Annotated in this window: 17 protein-coding genes; 9 read left to right on the top strand and 8 right to left on the bottom strand. The window is 68.6% G+C overall.

The features are described 5' to 3' along the window. The first annotated feature begins 82 nt into the window (after nucleotides 1-82). Nucleotides 83-691 carry a thioredoxin family protein gene (locus tag AVME950_RS21510; protein ID WP_284431369.1) on the top strand — a complete coding sequence of 203 codons (609 nt, stop codon included), beginning with the start codon at nucleotides 83-85 and terminating at the stop codon, nucleotides 689-691. 88 nt (nucleotides 692-779) lie between these two features. On the opposite strand, the gene AVME950_RS21505 is transcribed toward AVME950_RS21510, so the two are convergent. Together AVME950_RS21505 and AVME950_RS21500 are read right to left on the bottom strand one after the other, a co-directional pair. Then, entirely contained in the window at nucleotides 780-938 is a 159-nt protein-coding gene (locus AVME950_RS21505; protein WP_284431368.1) for a hypothetical protein, read from the bottom strand. A 25-nt stretch (nucleotides 939-963) separates the two neighbouring features. Further along, entirely contained in the window at nucleotides 964-1,947 is a 984-nt protein-coding gene (locus AVME950_RS21500) for a TerC family protein (protein WP_284431367.1), read from the bottom strand. 229 nt (nucleotides 1,948-2,176) lie between these two features. On the opposite strand from AVME950_RS21500, the gene AVME950_RS21495 reads away from it, so the two are divergent. The 3 genes from AVME950_RS21495 to priA all read left to right on the top strand — a co-directional run bounded on the left by AVME950_RS21495 (nucleotide 2,177) and on the right by priA (nucleotide 7,078). Continuing rightward, nucleotides 2,177-3,091, top strand: a complete 915-nt coding sequence (locus AVME950_RS21495) for a LysR family transcriptional regulator (RefSeq protein ID WP_284431366.1) — start codon at nucleotides 2,177-2,179, stop codon at nucleotides 3,089-3,091. Between the two features lie 79 nt (nucleotides 3,092-3,170). Then, the gene (hemE, locus tag AVME950_RS21490; protein WP_284431365.1) at nucleotides 3,171-4,304 is read left to right on the top strand and encodes a uroporphyrinogen decarboxylase; all 1,134 of its coding nucleotides are present in this window, start codon (nucleotides 3,171-3,173) and stop codon (nucleotides 4,302-4,304) included. 632 nt (nucleotides 4,305-4,936) lie between these two features. Continuing rightward, a complete protein-coding gene (priA, locus tag AVME950_RS21485) occupies nucleotides 4,937-7,078 on the top strand; it encodes a replication restart helicase PriA (protein ID WP_284431364.1) in 2,142 nt (713 codons plus the stop codon). A gap of 73 nt (nucleotides 7,079-7,151) precedes the next feature. On the opposite strand, the gene AVME950_RS21480 is transcribed toward priA, so the two are convergent. The 5 genes from AVME950_RS21480 to AVME950_RS21460 all read right to left on the bottom strand — a co-directional run bounded on the left by AVME950_RS21480 (nucleotide 7,152) and on the right by AVME950_RS21460 (nucleotide 10,337). Next, nucleotides 7,152-8,102, bottom strand: coding sequence for an AEC family transporter (locus AVME950_RS21480; RefSeq protein WP_284431405.1), 951 nt, complete (start codon nucleotides 8,100-8,102; stop codon nucleotides 7,152-7,154). Between the two features lie 135 nt (nucleotides 8,103-8,237). Further along, on the bottom strand, nucleotides 8,238-8,597 hold the full coding sequence (locus tag AVME950_RS21475) for a hypothetical protein (RefSeq protein ID WP_272566851.1): 360 nt from the start codon (nucleotides 8,595-8,597) through the stop codon (nucleotides 8,238-8,240). An 85-nt stretch (nucleotides 8,598-8,682) separates the two neighbouring features. Continuing rightward, on the bottom strand, nucleotides 8,683-9,081 hold the full coding sequence (locus AVME950_RS21470) for a roadblock/LC7 domain-containing protein (RefSeq protein ID WP_284431363.1): 399 nt from the start codon (nucleotides 9,079-9,081) through the stop codon (nucleotides 8,683-8,685). A gap of 9 nt (nucleotides 9,082-9,090) precedes the next feature. Beyond that, complete coding sequence (locus tag AVME950_RS21465; RefSeq protein ID WP_284431362.1) at nucleotides 9,091-9,633, bottom strand: GTP-binding protein; 543 nt, start codon at nucleotides 9,631-9,633, stop codon at nucleotides 9,091-9,093. Then, nucleotides 9,630-10,337, bottom strand: coding sequence for a DprA-like winged helix domain-containing protein (locus AVME950_RS21460; RefSeq protein WP_284431361.1), 708 nt, complete (start codon nucleotides 10,335-10,337; stop codon nucleotides 9,630-9,632). Before AVME950_RS21460 ends, AVME950_RS21465 begins: the two co-directional genes overlap by 4 nt. Before the next feature lie 271 nt (nucleotides 10,338-10,608). Here AVME950_RS21460 and AVME950_RS21455 point away from each other — a divergent pair, with 271 nt between their 5' ends. The 4 genes from AVME950_RS21455 (at nucleotide 10,609) to AVME950_RS21440 (ending at nucleotide 14,743) form a co-directional block, all read left to right on the top strand. Continuing rightward, nucleotides 10,609-12,672, top strand: coding sequence for an ATP-dependent helicase (locus AVME950_RS21455; RefSeq protein WP_284431360.1), 2,064 nt, complete (start codon nucleotides 10,609-10,611; stop codon nucleotides 12,670-12,672). Next, nucleotides 12,669-12,872: a hypothetical protein gene (locus AVME950_RS21450; protein WP_284402454.1), complete on the top strand. Its 204-nt coding sequence runs from the start codon at nucleotides 12,669-12,671 to the stop codon at nucleotides 12,870-12,872. Before AVME950_RS21455 ends, AVME950_RS21450 begins: the two co-directional genes overlap by 4 nt. Before the next feature lie 14 nt (nucleotides 12,873-12,886). After that, nucleotides 12,887-14,116, top strand: a complete 1,230-nt coding sequence (locus tag AVME950_RS21445; protein WP_502869439.1) for a phospholipase A — start codon at nucleotides 12,887-12,889, stop codon at nucleotides 14,114-14,116. Nucleotides 14,117-14,356: 240 nt separating this feature from the next. Beyond that, nucleotides 14,357-14,743 (top strand): hypothetical protein, encoded by a 387-nt coding sequence (locus AVME950_RS21440; protein WP_272566840.1) that lies wholly within the window; start codon nucleotides 14,357-14,359, stop codon nucleotides 14,741-14,743. A gap of 16 nt (nucleotides 14,744-14,759) precedes the next feature. Here AVME950_RS21440 and AVME950_RS21435 read toward each other — a convergent pair whose 3' ends face one another. Continuing rightward, a complete protein-coding gene (locus tag AVME950_RS21435; RefSeq protein WP_272566839.1) occupies nucleotides 14,760-15,245 on the bottom strand; it encodes a universal stress protein in 486 nt (161 codons plus the stop codon). Nucleotides 15,246-15,376: 131 nt separating this feature from the next. On the opposite strand from AVME950_RS21435, the gene tgt reads away from it, so the two are divergent. After that, nucleotides 15,377-16,549, top strand: a complete 1,173-nt coding sequence (tgt, locus tag AVME950_RS21430) for a tRNA guanosine(34) transglycosylase Tgt (protein WP_284402457.1) — start codon at nucleotides 15,377-15,379, stop codon at nucleotides 16,547-16,549. Nucleotides 16,550-16,582: the final 33 nt, after the last annotated feature.

Here is a 16,582-nt window from a genome sequence, read left to right as displayed (position 1 = left end):
GTGGCGACGCGCTGGAGGCTCGGTGACACTGGGCCGCCCCGGGGGCCCCGGCCCCGTTCGTTCTTTCGACAGGAGAAATGCCATGCTTCGACGGACCCTCTTCGCCTGCCTTTTCCTCGCCACGGGCGCTGCCCAGGCGGCGGCCACCGTGGGCCAGCCCGCGCCCGACTTCGCACTGAAGGACGCCACCGGCAAGACCGTGCGGCTGTCGGACTTCAAGGGCAAGCACGTGGTGCTGGAGTGGACCAACCCGGGTTGCCCCTTCGTGCGCAAGCACTACGACAGCGGCAACCTGCCGGCCACGCAAAAGGGCGCGGTGGACCAGGGGGTGGTGTGGCTGTCGGTGAACTCCACCGAGAAGGCCAGCAGCGACTACCTGGCCCCCGCGCAACTGGCCGCCTGGTTCACCGAGCGCAAGGCGGTGCCCACCGCCCTGCTGCTGGACGAGGAAGGCACCGCCGGCCATGCCTATGGCGCGCGCACCACGCCGCACCTGTACATCGTCGATCCCAAGGGCACGCTGGTGTATGCGGGCGGCATCGACAGCATTCCTTCGACCCGCCCGGCCGACATCCCGAAGGCCACGAACTACGTGAAGGCCGGCCTGGCCGACGCCCTGGCGGGCAAGCCGATCGCAGTGCCCACCACGCAGCCCTACGGCTGCTCGATCAAATACAAATCGCCGGCATAAGCCGGCGACGGGGCCGGCGACGGGTCTGCCATCCGCCGGCAATGGGCATGGCAGCACGGCCCCGGGCGGGCCGCGTGCCGTGGTGCGCTCAGACCACCAGCGCGGTTGCGGCGCCCACGCCGCACAGCGCGGTCAGGCCCGCGAGCAGCCCCACATCGCGGCGCTCGTTGCCCGCGCGCCAGCCGAGGAACGTGGTGATGACCAGGGTCGCCAGCAGGCACAGCAAAATCAATTCGATCATGGACATGGCAGGGCTCTCCTTGGCTGATTGATCAACGGGGGTCGTGGGGCAAGGCGGGCGTTTCGCGGGGCTGGCCGCGCGAGGTCCACAGCGAGGCGGCGACCGAGCCGGCGATCAGGCCCGCGGTGACCAGCAGCGCATAGCCGATCGGGATCTTGTACAGGTCGATCAGCAGCATCTTCGCGCCGATGAACACCAGCACCAGGGCCAGGCCATAGGCCAGCAGGTGGAAGCGGCTAGCCAGGTCGGCCAGCAGGAAGTACAGCGCCCGCAACCCCAGGATGGCGAAGATGTTGGCGGTCAGCACGATGAACGGATCGTTCGTGATGGCGAAGATCGCGGGAATGCTGTCCACCGCGAAGATGATGTCGGTCGTGCCGATCAGCACCAGCACCACGAAGAGCGGCGTGTAGTGCTTGACGCCGCCGATCATCGTCGTGAGCTTCTCGCCGTCGAACGTGTCGGAGATGCGCATGCGGCCCCGCAGGAACTTCAGCACCGGGTTGGTGGCGATGTCGGGCTCCTTGCCCGCGGCCAGCCACATCTTCACGCCGGTGATGACGAGGAAGGCGCCGAACACGTACAGCAGCCAGTGGAACGTGGCCAGAAGCCAGGCACCGGCCAGGATCAGCACGGTGCGCAGCACGATGGCACCGATGATGCCGACGATCAGCGCACGCTTTTGGTATTCCGCCGGGACGGCGAAGTAGCTGAACAGCATCAGGAACACGAAGATGTTGTCCACCGACAGGCTTTTTTCCACCAGGTAGCCGGTGATGAACTGCATCGATACCGTGTTGGCCACCTCGCGGCCCTGCGAGCCGTTGAGATACCACCACAGAATGCCGACGAACACGAAGGCCAGCGAGAACCAGAGCACGCTCCAGCCCACGGCCTCCCTGGTAGTCACCTTGTGCGCCCCCTGGCGCTCCATGACCAGCAGGTCGATCCCGATCGCGACGACCACGAAGACGGCAAAACCCGCCCACATCCACCAGGTTCCAATGGTTTCCATGGCTTTAGCCTCCGATCGGTTGAAAGCCGTGCGGCGACGGCGGTTGGGGGAATGCCGAAGGCGGCGCAAGGGAAACGGGCTGCAGGTGGTTCATGGCTTGTTGGAAAAGTAATTGGAGGGAGAACGAACCGGACTGTGGGGCCGCCGCAGCCAGAAAAGAAGATGCCTTCCCGGTACCATTGCTTCGGTTTTTCCGAACCATTCCATTTTCCCCACCGCCCGCCCCGCCATGAGCCAGAGCTTCAACTACCGCCACCTGTACTACTTCTGGGTGGTCGCCAAGGAAGGCGGCGTGGCCCGGGCGGCCGAACGGCTGGACATGGCGGTGCAGACCATCAGCGCCCAGGTGCGCTCCCTGGAAAAGAACCTGGGCGTGGCCCTGCTGCGCAGCGAAGGGCGCAACCTTGTGCTGACCGATGCCGGCGTGGCGGCCCTGCACGAGGCAGACCACATCTTCGCGCTGGGCGAGCAGTTGCCCCTGCGCGTGCGCGAGGCCACCAGCGGGCAGGCGGTGCGGCTGAACCTGGGCATCTCCGACGGCATCGCCAAGCTGGCCGTGCACCGGCTGCTCACCCCCGTGCTGGACGAGCCCCACCTGCGCCTGCTGTGCCACGACGGCGAATTCCAGCCCCTGCTGGCCGAACTGGCGCTGCACAAGCTCGATGCGGTGCTGGCCGACCGCTCCGCCCCGCCCAACCCCGCCCTGCGCACCACCAGCCAGTTGCTGGGCACCAGCGCCATCGGCTGGTATGCGCCGCCGCTGTGGGCCCGCGCCGCCTCGCAGAACTTTCCGCACAGCCTGGCCGTGGTGCCGGTGATCCTGCCCACGGCCCACGCCGCGCTGCGCGCGCGCATCGACCACTGGCTGGAGCGCGAGCGCATCCGCCCCCGGCTGGCCGGGGAGTTCGAGGACAGCGCCCTGCTCAGCACCTTTGCCGCCGCCGGCATGGGCGTGATGCCGGCGCCCCTGCTGCTGGGCGAGCACCTGCAGCGCACCTACGGGCTGGAGCCGGTGGGCACCACGGCGGACGTGCACGAGCACTTTCACCTGATCTACAGCGCGCGCAAGGTGATCCACCCCCTGGTCACCCGGCTGGCCGAGGCCGGCGCGGCGGGGCTGCTGGGGGATGCGGCCACGGATTGAAAGGGATGAACCGGCCGCTGGGGCCGGGCATGGACCTGGCGCAAAAACCCGGCCCCGCGGCTACGCCACAATCAGGGGCATGAGCTTCGCCCCCCTCCAGAACGACACCTTCCTGCGCGCCTGCCGGCGCCAGGCCACCGACTACACCCCCCTGTGGCTGATGCGCCAGGCCGGCCGCTACCTGCCGGAGTACAAGGCCACGCGGGCCCGGGCGGGCAGCTTCATGGGGCTGGCCACCAACGTGGACTACGCCACCGAGGTCACGCTGCAGCCCCTGGAGCGGTTTCCGCTCGACGCGGCCATTCTGTTCAGCGACATCCTCACCGTGCCCGATGCGATGGGCCTGGGCCTGTCGTTCGCCGAGGGCGAAGGCCCGCGCTTCGCCCACGTGGTGCGCGACGAAGCGGCCGTGGCGGCCCTGGCCGTGCCCGACATGGACAAGTTGCGCTACGTGTTCGATGCGGTCACCAGCATCCGGCGCGCGCTCGACGGCCGCGTGCCGCTGATCGGCTTTTCCGGCAGCCCCTGGACGCTGGCCTGCTACATGGTGGAGGGCAAGGGCAGCGACGACTACCGCCTCGTGAAGACGCTGATGTACAGCCGCCCCGACCTGATGCACCGCATCCTGGCCATCAACGCCGACGCCGTGGCCGCCTACCTGAACGCGCAGATCGACGCGGGCGCCCAGGCCGTGATGGTGTTCGACAGCTGGGGCGGGGTGCTGGCCGATGGCGCCTTCCAGGCCTTCAGCCTGGCCTACACCAAGCGCGTGCTGGCCCAGCTCCAGCGCACCGGCGTGGACGGCACCGACGTGCCACGCATCGTGTTCACGAAGGGCGGTGCGCTCTGGCTGGACGCCATGAAGGACCTGGACTGCGAGGTGCTCGGACTGGACTGGACGGCCAATCTGGCCCGTGCACGCGCCCTGGTCGGCGGCGCGGTGGGTGGCCCCGGCAAGGCGCTTCAGGGCAACATCGACCCCAACGTGCTGTTTGCCCCGCCCGAGCAGATCGCGCTGCACACGCGCGCCGTGCTCGACAGCTTCGGCGCCCCCCACACCGACCGGACCACCACCGGCCCCACGCACATCTTCAACCTGGGCCACGGCATCAGCCAGTTCACGCCCCCGGAGCATGTGGCGGCCCTCGTGGAAACGGTGCACCGCTATTCCCGCGCGTTGCGCCAGGCTTGGAAAGCCCTTGACAGGCCTTGACAGCAGGGGCAATGCCGGCGAGCAAGTTATGCACACCGCGCGCACCACGTTGGCGCACGGGCGGCCTTCCTGGAAATTTTTTTGATGCGTCTCAAAACAATGGAGCGACGCTGGTAAGTCTTTGATTCATAAGGACTTGCAGAATTTGCCGAATTTCCGGGCAATGTAACAAAACCACGTGTTTTCAAGGCTTGGCGGCCGGTCGGACAGTGATATCAACAAAGTTATCCACAGAAAATCGGTACTTTTGCAAAATCCTCGTCAAATCAAGTACTTGCGTTGCCCATTGAAGAAATTGCCCGACCTTCGCTGCCCGCCCTAGCACAAAATGGACTCTTGACAAGGCCAACGCAGATGCACTTATGCACAAGCCGCTTGATGCGGCGCAGCATGCGACCTGGCATGACACGCCTTGGGCAGCATTCACCGCATTTTTGATAGATCATTGATTCATATGGATTTTTTTGAACTACCCCCATCGCCGGCTGATGGTGGCGGGGGCGGTCTGCTCCCCCTGGGCGATCAGCCAGGCCGGGGATGTCAACAAAGTTATCCACAGAAAAAGCCCGCAACCCATCAAATCCCCGGCAAATCAACCACTTAACGCCTGAATCGCCATCCCACCTGAACAAGTGCCCGTAAACGAAGCTCCTCCCTCCCCGGCGCCCGCCATCCTGCAGATTGCCGTCCAGACCCCTGGGCACAGCAATGTGGGCGACCTGCTGAGCTACGCCAGCGACCGGCCTCTTCCCCCCGGGACGCTGGTGCGCGTGCCGCTGGGCACCCGCGAAGTGCTGGGCGTGGTCTGGGATGCGCCCGAGGGCGGGCTGCCGCCGCTGCCCGCCGGCCTGTCCACCCGCGCCGTTGCCGCGGTCCTGGAGGGCGTGGCGCCGCTGGCGGCGCCTTGGCGCCGGCTGGTGGCCTTCACCGCGCGCTACTACCAGCGCGGTCTGGGCGAGGTGGCCCTGGCCGCCCTGCCGCCCCAGTTGCGGGACCTGGGCCCAGCGCAGCTCGCGCGGCGCCTGCGCCGCCCGGCGGCGTCGTTGCAGGGTGGCGATGCACTGCCGGAGATCGACCTGAGCGCCGAGCAGGAAAGCGCCCGCGCCGCCATCGCCGCCGAACCCGGGCCCTTCCTGCTCTACGGCAGCACTGGCAGCGGCAAGACCGAGGTCTACCTGCGCTGCGTGCAGGAGGCGCTGGAGGCCGATCCGGCGGCGCAGGCACTGGTGATGGTGCCCGAGATCAACCTCACCCCCCAGCTGGAGGAGCGCTTCACCGCCCGCTTCGCGCCCCGCTACGGCGCGGGCAGCGTGGTCTCGCTGCACAGCGGCATGACCAACCCGCAGCGCCTCAAGAGCTGGCTGGCGGCGCATGCGGGCACGGCGCGCATCGTGCTGGGCACGCGCATGTCGGTGTTCGCCAGCATGCCGGGCCTGGCGCTCGTCGTGGTGGACGAGGAGCATGACGCCAGCTACAAGCAGCAGGAAGGCGCCCGCTACTCGGCCCGGGACCTGGCCATCTGGCGCGGCCGCGACCAGGGCGCCAAGGTGGTGCTGGGCTCGGCCACGCCGTCGCTGGAAAGCTGGCATGCCAGCCGGCCCGCCGAAGCCGGCATCCCGGCCGGGCGCTACCGGCGGCTGCACATGCCCAGCCGCATCGGCGCCGGCGAACTGCCGCACGTGCGTCTGGTGGACATGGGCCAGCAGCCGCGCGGCGCCGTGTTCTCCGCCCCGCTGCTGGCGGCCATCACCCAGCGCGTGGAGCGCGGCGAGCAGTGCCTGGTGCTGCTCAATCGCCGCGGCTTCGCGCCCGTGCTGCACTGCAGCGACTGTGGCTGGAAAAGCGACTGCCCGCACTGCAGCGCGCACCAGGTCTTTCACAAGATCGACCGCACCCTGCGCTGCCACCACTGCGGCTACACACAGCGGGTGCCACACGCCTGCCCGGGCTGCGGCAACCCCGACATCGCCCCCATCGGCCGCGGCACCGAGCAGTTGGAAGAGCAACTGGCCGCCCTGCTGCGCAACGTGATCACGCCCGAGCGGCGGGCGGCACGCGTCGCCCGCATCGATGCCGACACCACCAAGGCCAAGGGCGCGCTCGAATCCCAACTGGCCCAGGTGCATGCGGGCGAGGTGGATGTGCTGGTGGGCACGCAGATGGTGGCCAAGGGCCACGACTTTCGGCGCATCACGCTCGTGGCGGCAGTGCAGCCCGACGGCGCGCTGTTTTCCAGCGACTTCCGGGCCCCCGAGCGCCTCTTCGCCCTGCTGCTGCAGGCCGCCGGCCGCGCGGGGCGCGATGCACGCTACGTGGCCGAGCAAGGCAGCCGGTGCGAGATGTGGGTGCAGACCTACCACCCCGACCATGCGGTGTACGCCGCGCTGCGCCGGCACGACTACCCCGCGTTCGCCGACAGCCAGTTGGCCGAGCGGGCCGAAGCCGCCATGCCGCCCTTCGCCTACCAGGCGCTGGTGCGCGCCGACGCGCGCACGCAAGAGGTGGCCCAGGCGTTCCTGGCAGCGGCCAGCGCCGCCGCGCAAGCCGATGGTTTGCCGGGACTGGAGCATGTCACGCTGTTTCCCCCCGTGCCCCTGGCGATCCAGCGGGTGGCCAACGTGGAGCGCGCGCAGATGCTGCTGGAGAGCGGCAGCCGCGCGGCGCTGCAGCGCTTTCTGTCGGCTTGGCAGCCGGTGCTGCACGCCACGCGCGGGGCGCCGGAGCACAAGGGGCTGATCCGCTGGCTGGTGGATGTGGACCCGCTGACGATCTGATCCCCCGGCGGGGCAGCGCCTGGCAGGTTGGCGTCACGCAACATCGATCGCTATCAAATAGATAGCAGAACGCCTAAGTCAATATTGCGGTGGCGGCCGAAAAGCTCAGAAAAGCCAGCGCGGTGGAGACCAGGATGATCCGCGCAATGCGCCCGTTGTGGGCGCCGAAGCGCTCGGCCAGCAGCGACACGTTGCTGGCGCTCGGCAGCGCCGCCACCAGCACCAGCACCGTGTGTGCGAACGGCGTGAGCGGCACGCCCGCCGCGATCGCACCGTGCCCCGCGCCCCAGACGAGCAGCGGATGCACGAACAGCTTGGCCAGCGCGACCGGCACGTAGTCGCGCGGGGACACGCGGTCGTGCTGATTCATCTGCGAGCGCGCCAGAACGGCGCCGATCGTGAACAGCGCCACGGGCGATGCCGCGCCGGCCAGCATCGCCACCGTCTGGTCGAGCGGGCCGGGTAACTGCCACTGGAATGCGGACGCCACGGCCCCCAGTGCGATGGCCCAGGGCATGGGGTTGCTCGCCATGCCGCGCAAGGCCCGTCGCACTGCCACCGCCACGCCGTGCGTGCCCACGCCGTCCAGCCGCGACAGGGCGATGCACAGCGAGGTCGTGAGCACCATGTCCACCAGCATCGTCAGGATGGCCGGCCCCGCTGCCGAGGCCCCGAGCAGCGCCACCAGCAGCGGCACGCCCATGAAGCCGGTGTTGGGAAAGGCCGCCACCAGCGCGCCGAAGGCGGCATCGTTCCAACCCAGTCGCACCCGGGTGAGCGCCACCGTGGCGCCGACCAGGGCCAGGCCGCACAGGATGTACAGGCCCGCCACCGCCGGGTCCAGCAACTGGCCGATGGGCGTGTTCGCGCCCAGGCGGAACAGCATGCACGGCAGCGCGAAAAACAGCACAAACGCATTCAGCCCGGGAATGGCCGCCTGCGGGAGCGCGCCCGCGCGCGCGGCCAGGTAGCCGCAGAGCACGAGCGCGAAGAAGGGAAAGGTGATGGAAAGAACCGACAGCACGGCCCATTGTCGGCGCAAGGCGGCGTGCAGAGCGCCGCGCGTCACCGCGAAAAAAAGCCCGCACGGGGCGGGCAGCGGGACCAGGGCCGATTCCAGGCCCCGGTGGCGTGGCGCAGCGCGCCGCAGCCTGTCCGGTCAGATCTGCACGCCCTGCTCCACTTCCTGCACCTTGCGGCGTGCCAGGGCGAGGTTGGAGCGCTCCTTGTCGAGCACTAGGTAGATGAACAGGCCTTCGTGCGCGGCCAGGGGGCGGATCACGTGGTACTGCTTGCCCAGCGTGATGAGGATGTCGTCGATCTTGTCGGCCAGGCCCAGCGAGCGCATGGTCTTGTTCTTGGCACGGACCACTTCGGTGTTGCCAGCGGCCGCCAGTTCCATGTCCACGCCGCTGCCGACGCTGCCCAGCAGCATGCCGCTGCCGCTGTCCACCACGGCCGCGCACAGGGCGCCGTCGATGGAATGGAGTTGGTTCAGAGATTCTTGAAGGGAGGCCATGGGTTCGATTCCTTAAAGAGAAAGAGACGAAAGGGGGAGCAAGCACACATGCGCGCCGCCGGCCGACCCGGCAACACGCGGGGAATCATTCGGGGCGGGCCAGTTGCTGGGCGACCTCGCCAGCGGTCCACAGGGCCCGCCCGAGCACGGCCTGCTTTTCCAGCACCAGGCACAGGATGCAGGGGAAGGCGCCGCCGATGGCCTGGAAGATCGCCAGGCCCGCCTCGGTCTCGAAGGTGAGGCGGCGGCAGCCGGGATAGTCGATCTCGCGGCCCACGGCACGGGCCATGGCCATGAGCGAGCCCGCCATGGCCGCCAGCCGGCGCACCTCCAGGCCGCCGCCCACCGACAGCGAGGCCACCTCGAAGCCGTCGAGGGTGGTCACCAGCGCCATGCGCACGTCGCCCGCGGGGGCCACCACGCGGTCCAGCACCTCCCGGGCCGCCTGCGCGCGCTCGGGGGGGACGATGTTCGCCTTGTTCATCATGGGATTTCAGTCGATTTCGTTCTGCAGGGAGAGCATGGAAGCCAGCACGCCGACGGCCTCCAGCAGTTGGCCGCGGTCGCGCGGATCGGCTTCCAGGATGGGCACCACGCCGTGCGGCGAGGCCGAGAGCGCGAGGCCGAACGCCTCGATCTGCGCGGGCGTGACGGGACGGGCGCTGAGCACCAGGGCCAGCGGCGGATCGGGCTGCACGGCCATTTCGGCGAGCAGGTCGAGCGTCTCGCCCACGGCCGAGGGACGGGCCACGTCGGCCATGATGAAGACGCCCATCGACACCGAGAGGATCCATTGCCGCACGAAGTCGAAGCGGTCCTGCCCCGGGCAGCCGCACACCTGCACGTGCTCGCCATCGCCCAGGTCGATCTCGCCGAACTCCGCGCCCACGGTGGTGAACGCCTTGGAATGCGCCGCCCGGTCGAGGTTGGGCACGTCGGAAGACGCCATCACGTCGCCGCACAGCGAGCGCAGCGCGGTGGTCTTGCCGATGCCCATGGGCCCCACGAGCGCGATGCGCGGCAGTGCCCCGTTCATGCCTGGCCTCCACCGCGCACCCAGCGCGTGAGCCGCTGAACCAGCCCGCCGTGCCCGGAGGGCTTCGGGCGGTCGGCGCGCACAGCCGGTGCCGATGCCGCCGTTTCGGTGCGCAGCACGTTGCGGCGGGACAACTCGGCCAGCAGCGCCTGCGCAGCGGCGGGTTCCAGGCCGCTGTGCTCGCACAACTGCGCCAGGCTGACTGGGGCGCGGGTGAGCAACGCGAGCGCCCGCACATGGCCGCCCGAGCGGAACGGCGCCCCCAGGGACACCCAGGTGCTCAGCCGGAACCGCTGCTGGGGGTCACCGAACGCGGCGCGCGCCGCGGCGGGAGACTCCCACGCCGTGTCGGCGGAGGCGGCCGTCATCGTCTGGCGCGCCCGCCAGTCCATCAGGAACACGGCGGCACGGTCCAGCACGTCGATCAGGTCCGCCAGCGTATAGCCGGTCTGCAGTCGCGCGGTCCACTGCGCCTGGGGCGCCTTGTCGGGAAACGAGCCCCCCACGCAGACCAGGCACGGCGCGCGGGAGCCGGGCTGCGCCGCGCTGGCGTCGTCCAGCAGCAGCACCTGGGCCTCGGCGGCCGGCACTTCATGCCAGCGGAGCAACGATTTGCGCGACGCCACGCTGAACAGCTTGTGGAACCGCTCGTAAAAGTGGGGAGTGAGCATCTCTGCGGCCACCCCCGCTGAAGCATCGCGCATGGCGGTGACCCCGGTGGAAATCAAATGGATGGGCCCAGTATAAAGACGCACATTGATACATTGTCAAGAAATTGCTAAATATGAGAAAAATGATTTAGCTCTTTGTACCCCATTCCGGATTTCGCCGAACCACTCCTACAAAACCCGGTTAAAAGGGCGGGCTCGACTCCGGCCCATCCCGGTATCATTGCGCGCTCCTGCCCCTTCTCCCTCGGAAGCGGCGCCCCACCCGTGCCTCGCCGGCGCCTGTCCACCCCCTTCCTTTTTGCGCATGTCCGCCGGTCTCAATCTCGCCCAGCTCCAGGCGGTCCACTACACCGAGGGGCCATGCCTCGTGCTGGCGGGCGCAGGTTCGGGCAAGACGCGGGTGATCACCCACAAGATCGCCCGGCTGATCGAAACGGGGCTGGAGGCGCGCCGCATCGCCGCCATCACCTTCACCAACAAGGCCGCCGCCGAGATGCGCGAGCGCGCGCAGGGCCTCATCGGCCGTGCGGCCAAGGACGTGCTGGTGTGCACGTTCCACGCGCTGGGCGTGCGCATGGTGCGCGAAGACGGGCATGTGCTCGGGCTCAAGCCCCAGTTCAGCATCCTCGATGCGGACGACGTGACCGGCATCCTCAAGGACGCGGCCGGCGGCACGACCGACATGGCCACCGCCCGCCAGTGGCAGTGGACCATCAGCAAGTGGAAGAACATGGGCCTGAACGCCCAGGAATCGCTGGCGCAGGCCGCGGACGACAACGAGCGCAGCATCGCCGTCCTCATGGCGCGCTACGAAGAACGCCTCACCGCCTACCAGAGCGTCGATTTCGACGACCTCATCGGCATGCCGCTGCGCCTGCTGCGCGCCCACCCCGAGGTGCGCAGCAAATGGCAGCGGGTGCTGGGCCACGTGCTCGTGGACGAGTACCAGGACACCAACGCCACGCAGTACGAGCTGCTCAAGCTGCTCGTGGGCGAGCGCGCGCGCTTCACCGCGGTGGGCGACGACGACCAGTCCATCTACGGCTGGCGCGGCGCCACGCTGGACAACCTGAAAAAGCTGCCGGTCGACTTTCCGCAGCTCAAGGTGATCAAGCTGGAGCAGAACTACCGCTCCACCAGCGCCATCCTGCGCGCGGCCAACAACGTGATCCAGCCCAACCCCAAGCTGTTTCCCAAGACGCTGTTCTCCGAACTGGGCGAAGGCGAGCCGGTGCGCGTGGTGGACGCCGACAGCGAGGAGCACGAGGCCGAGCGCGCCGTGGCCCGCATCCAGAGCCTGCGTGCCGCGGCCAACCCGCCGCCGGCCTGGAAGAGCTTTGCCCTCCTCTACCGCGCCAACCACCAGGCCAAGCCGTTCGAGAAGGCGCTGCGCAAGGCCAACATCCCCTACAAGGTCTCGGGCGGCACGAGCTTCTTCGACCGCGCGGAAATCAAGGACCTGTGCGCCTGGTTCCGCCTGTGGATCAACAACGACGACGACCCGGCGTTCCTGCGCTCCATCACCAGCCCCAAGCGCGGCATCGGGCACACCACGCTGGGCGCACTGGGCGAATTCGCCACCAGGCACAAGCTGAGCATGTTCGGCGCGCTGTTCAACGGCATGCTGCCGGCCGCCATCCCCAAGCGCGCGCTCGACGGGCTGATGGAGTTCGGGCGCTACGTCAACGACCTCGAATACCGGGCCCGGCACACGCACGGCGCCGAGGATTCGCGCGCCTTCCTGGCCGACTGGCTCAAGGAAATCGACTACGAAAAGCACCTGTACGACGGCGAGGACAGCGAGAAGGTCGCCGCCGCGCGCTGGAGCAACGTGCTGGAGTTCTGCGACTGGATGTCGCAACGCGCCGGTGGCCAGATCGACGACACCTCGGGCAGCGTCGTCACCAAGGAGACCAAGAGCCTGCTGGAGGTCTCGCAGACCATCGCGCTGCTGTCCACCATCAGCGAGCGCGAGAAGGACCAGGACATGGTCACGCTGTCCACGCTGCACGCCTCCAAGGGCCTGGAGTGGCCGCATGTGGTGCTGGTGGGCGTGACCGAGGGCATGCTGCCCTTCAAGCTCGATGACGACGAGGGCCGGCAGCTCAAGGTGAGCGACGACACGCTGCAGCGCCTGCAGGAAGAGCGCCGCCTGATGTACGTGGGCATCACCCGCGCCCAGCGCAGCCTGGCCGTCAGCTGGACCAAAAAGCGCAAGAAGGGCCGCGAGATGGTGAACGCGCAGCCCAGCCGCTTCATCGCCGAGATGGGGCTGGACAAGAACACCGCCCGCGAAGACCCGCGCGAAAAGCTCAAGGCGCTGCGCGCCGAATTCGCCGCGCGCAAGGCCCAGAACGCCACGCCATGACCGGCCGTGCCATGATCCGCCGCCACGTCGCCGCCGGGCGGGCCGCAGCGTGCGCTGGCATGCGCCGGCCGCTGGCACAGAGCGTGCGTGTCGCTGGGGCGCGCAACCGCACCTGGGCGCGGGCATCGCGCGGGGCGGCCGGCAAGAAGAACATCAGCGCCACCTGGATCGGCCAGGTGGAACAAGGCAGTTGCGGCTAGGAGATACGAGGAACATGGAACAACGCACCACACCACACCACCGCCCCGTCCGTGCTGCGCAGGCAGTCTGGGCGGCCATGACACCGCGGCGCCTGGGCACCCTGGCCCTGGCCCTGTGCGCCCCCGCGGGCGCTGCGCTGGCGCAGACGCCTGCCACGACGGAGGCCGCCGGCGACGCCTGGCGCCGTTGCACCGCCATGGCCGGCGACAGCACCGCCCGCCTGGCCTGCTTCGACCAGTGGGCGGGCCAGCAAGCCTGGAAAGCGCCTGCGGCATCGGCCAGCGCGGCGACCGGCAACACCACGGCCAGCACCGCGCCTCCCACCCCCGTGGACACCACGCTGCCGGCCACCCGCCTCATCGACGTGGCCCAGGTGGAAGGCTGCCGCGACGAGCAGTACAGCACGCTGTCGCGCTTTTGGGAATTGGAGTCGGGCAGCGATTGCGGCACCTTCCGCTTCCGGGGCTACCGGCCGATCAGCATCTCAGTAGTCAAGGGCAGCAACGTCAACCGCCAGCCCACCTCGCCCGTGCCGGACCACAACGCCACCTCGGCCGTGGACTACCGGACCACCGAGAACCGCATCCAGCTGTCGGTGCGCACCAAGATCGCCCAGGGCCTGCTCACGCAGGGCCATCCCACGCTGAAGGACTCGGTGTGGGTGGGCTACACGCAGCAGTCGTACTGGCAGCTGTTCAGCCCCGACATCTCGCGCCCCTTCCGCGCCACCGACCACGAGCCGGAAGTGATGTACGTGTACCCCACCGACGCCAAGCTGCCCTTCGGCTGGCGCTGGCGCTACAGCGGCATCGGGCTGGTGCACCAGTCCAACGGCCAGAGCCTGCCGCTGTCGCGCAGCTGGAACCGCGTGTACCTGATGACCGGCATGGAGCTGGACAACCGCTGGAGCGTGAACGCGCGCCTGTGGAAGCGCCTGAGCGAAAGCGCCGACAGCGACGACAACCCGGGCATCAGCGACTACATCGGCCGGGGCGAGCTGCAGGTGAACTGGAACTACGACCGCGACAACACCGTGGGCGTGACCGTCCGCCACTCGCTGGCTTCCACGCCGCGTGGCTCGGCGCGCATCGAATGGCTGCAGAACCTGGGCAAGGGCCTGGGCGGCAGCAAGAGCAACCTGCGCCTGCACACCGCCCTGTTCAGCGGCTATGGCGACAGCATGATCGACTACAACCGCAAGCGCACGGTGTTCAGCGTCGGCCTGAGCCTGGTCGATTTCTGAGCGCCTGAACGCACGGCCGGCCCTCGCCCGCGCGGCAAGGGGCCGGCCGCATCACATCCCGTTACCCTTTTGACAGGGCTGCTGCCTTGAATCGGCGCACACGCGCCGACACAATGGCACGCACATCGCAGTCCGGCAGGCCCCGCGCACCACTCCCTGGAAAAAGAGGCGTTTTCATGCCGCTTTCTCCACCATTGCTGGTCCAAGCCCCCGGGACAATGCCCCTCGGAGGACGAAACCATGGACATGCAATATCAGCTCAAGGCTGGAAGTTACTACCTGTACGACATGCGCGAGGCGCCCAGTGCCGTCACGGGCGAGCGCCGTTTCAAGCTGAAGACCGATACCGTCGCCATTGCCTTCGATGCGCACACGGGCGAAGTCCACCAGCACGGCACGCCGTCGCGCATCCAGTCCTGGGCCAGCAACACGCGCCGGCGCCTGCGCGCGGCCGGTGCGCTGGATGTGGCCAACGACATCGTCGTCGTCTCCGGCCCGCTGCCGGTGGACGAGCTCAACAAGTGCCTGTGGATCAACGGCTACTGCCGGCGCATGTTCAAGCGCCTGGCGAGCCTGCCGCACGGCAAGCTGCAGCGCCCGAGCGAGCCTTTCCGCAAGGCCGCCTGAGGATTTTTGAAACGGGTCAGGCCAGGGTTTCCTGCCCGCCCTCGGCATTCACATCCACGGTTTCCAGCACGTCCGCGTGCTTGACGATGGTCACGGGCACATGGCTCGCATGCACGAGCGCCTGCGACACCGACCCCAGCAACGCGCTGCTGATCGCGCCCTGCCCGCGGGCGCCGATCACCAGCATGCCGCAGCCGTGGCGCTCGGCGATGTCCACCAGTGTGTTCGCCACGTCGCCCACGCCCACATCGGTTTCGTGCTCCACGCCCGCGGCCTCGAAGATCGCACGGGCCGGGGCCATCAGGTGCAGGCCGGCTTCCAGGCTGGCCGCCGCGATGAGGTCCGGGTCGCGCGACACCACCATTTCGTAGAGCGTGGCGGGCTCCTGCACATGGGCCAGCACGACGCTGGCGCGCAGCCCCTGCCGCAGCAGGGCCAGGGTGTGGTGCACCGCATCCAGGGAGAGGTCCGAGCCATCGACGGCGATGAGGATCTTGAGCATGTCCGTGTCCTTTCCGGGAGTCTGAGGGGCCTGCCGGCGATGCGCTCCGCTCGCCCGGCAGGCAGTGCGGTCCAGTGTACCGGCGCCCCGCCGCGCCCCCGACCCTGTGGGCGTCTGGGACAATGCGCGCCATGCTGCAGTTCGACCTCCTGACCACCGACCCCGAAAGCCACGCGCGACGCGGCACCCTCACCCTGAACCACGGCGTGGTGCAGACCCCCATCTTCATGCCCGTGGGCACCTACGGCACCGTCAAGGGCGTGATGCCTCAGAGCCTGCACGACATGGGCGCGCAGATCATCCTGGGCAACACGTTCCACCTGTGGATGCGCCCCGGGCTGGACGTGATGCAGGGCTTCGGCGGCCTGCACGCGTTCGAGAAGTGGGACAAGCCCATCCTCACCGACTCCGGCGGTTTTCAGGTGTGGAGCCTGGGCGCCATGCGCAAGATCACCGAGGAAGGCGTGCACTTCGCCTCGCCCGTGAACGGCGACAAGCTCTTCATGTCGCCCGAGGTGAGCATGCAGATCCAGACCACGCTCAATTCCGACATCGTGATGCAGCTGGACGAGTGCACCCCGTACGAAACCAAGGGCCACCTGACCACCGAGCGCGAGGCGCGCACCTCGATGGAAATGAGCCTGCGCTGGGCGCAGCGCAGCCAAGACGAATTCCACCGCCTGAACAACCCCAACGCACTGTTCGGCATCGTGCAGGGCGGCATGTTCGAGAATCTGCGGGCCGAATCGCTCGACCGGCTGGTGGAGATGGATTTTCCCGGCTACGCGGTGGGCGGCGTTTCGGTGGGCGAGCCCAAGGACGAGATGCTGCGCATCATGGCGCACACGCCGCACCGTCTGCCGGCGCACAAGCCGCGCTACCTCATGGGCGTGGGCACGCCCGAGGACCTGGTGGAAGGCGTCGCCCAGGGCGTGGACATGTTCGACTGCGTGATGCCCACGCGCAATGCGCGCAACGGCACGATCTTCACGCGGTATGGCGACCTGAAGCTGCGCAATGCGCGCCACAAGGCCGACCACCAGCCGCTCGACACCACCTGCACCTGCCATGCCTGCGCGGGCGCCGAGGGCGTGGCCTGGGACCAGGGCGGCCGCGGCGGCTTCAGCCGCGCGTACCTGCACCACCTGGACCGCTGCGGCGAGATGCTGGGCCCGATGCTCACCACCATCCACAACCTGCACTACTACCTGAACCTGATGCGCGAGGTGCGCGAATCGCTGGATGCGGGCCGCTTCGGCGAATTCCGCCGCCAGTTCGCGGCCGATCGCGCGCGCGGCGTGTAGCCGCGAAGCCCCGGCGCCCCAGGCCCCGGGCGA

Origin of the sequence: Acidovorax sp. SUPP950 (assembly GCF_030158935.1) — a bacterium.
Taxonomy (GTDB): Bacteria; Pseudomonadota; Gammaproteobacteria; order Burkholderiales; family Burkholderiaceae_C; genus Paracidovorax.
This window is presented reverse-complemented; position numbering and strand designations above follow the sequence as displayed.